Below are 1018 nucleotides of genomic sequence, written 5' to 3'. Positions count from 1 at the left end.
ACAGTTCCCTTTTCTACTCATACTTTGTTTTAAATTATAAGTGCTTATGAGGTCTCGATAGTCTTTCGAACAGTACTGACTACCTCGATCGCTATGAGTTATGACATGCTCAGGGAACCCTCGACGGAATAAAGCCATCGACAAAGCATCACAGACCAGTGAGGCCGTCATTCTCGTATCCATAGACCAACCAATAACTTGCCTTGAATAAAGGTCAATAATGACAGCTAAGTACAGCCAGCCTTCGCTTGTGGCAACATAAGTGATGTCTCCTGCCCATTTTTGATTCGGAGCCGTTGCGTTAAAATCTTGAGCGAGCAAGTTCGGAGCAACGGGCATTTTATGCTTACTGTCCGTTGTACACTTAAACTTGCGAGCTGCTTTCGCTACTAAATCCTGACGTTTCATACTGGCGGCAATGGTCTTAACATTATGGTTATCACCGCTCTCTGCCAGTTCTTTCTGAATACGTCTTGAGCCATCTCGCTCTTTGCTAACGTCAAAGGCTTCTTTTACCTTGGTATCAAACTTTTGGCGCTCTGTCTCACGTTGAATCGCCTTGTGGCGGTTCTCAACCCAATAATAAAACCCACTTCGAGAAACTCTGAACACCTTAGCCATACGGGAAATACTGAAACTCAGCAGGTGTTCGAGCATAAATTCATAGCAATTTACTTTAGATTTTTCGCGAAGTAGGTGGCGGCCTTTTTTACGATTTCTAGCTCTTCTGCTTGCTCTGCCAACTGCCTCTTTAGCTTAGCGACTTCAACGGCCAATTCTTGTTCTCGTTGGCTAATACTAGAATTCTTCTTTGTGGCTTTTCGCCAACCGTAGATCTGAGATTCATGTAACGAGAGCTGTCTTGCGGCTGCAGCGACTCCCACTTTCTCTGCCAGCTTCAGGGTTTCTGCTTTAAATTCAGGAGAATGGATAATACGTTTCTTCTTACTTGTCATGGTTCACCTCATTAGTGATTGTACTCACTTAACTCAGTGTCCAAAACTGCTGGTGCGGATCA

At 44.2% G+C, this 1018-nt stretch carries 1 pseudogene; it reads right to left on the bottom strand.

What is annotated here, in order from left to right:
- Positions 1-956 (bottom strand): annotated as a pseudogene (locus tag AB4589_RS21225) (IS3 family transposase); the annotation flags it as partial.
- Positions 957-1018: the final 62 nt, after the last annotated feature.

Origin of the sequence: Vibrio sp. 10N.222.49.A3 (assembly GCF_041475145.1) — a bacterium.
Taxonomy (GTDB): Bacteria; Pseudomonadota; Gammaproteobacteria; order Enterobacterales; family Vibrionaceae; genus Vibrio; species Vibrio tasmaniensis_A.
The sequence above is the reverse complement of the archived record's forward strand: the minus strand, read 5'-3'. Positions and strand labels throughout refer to the sequence as shown.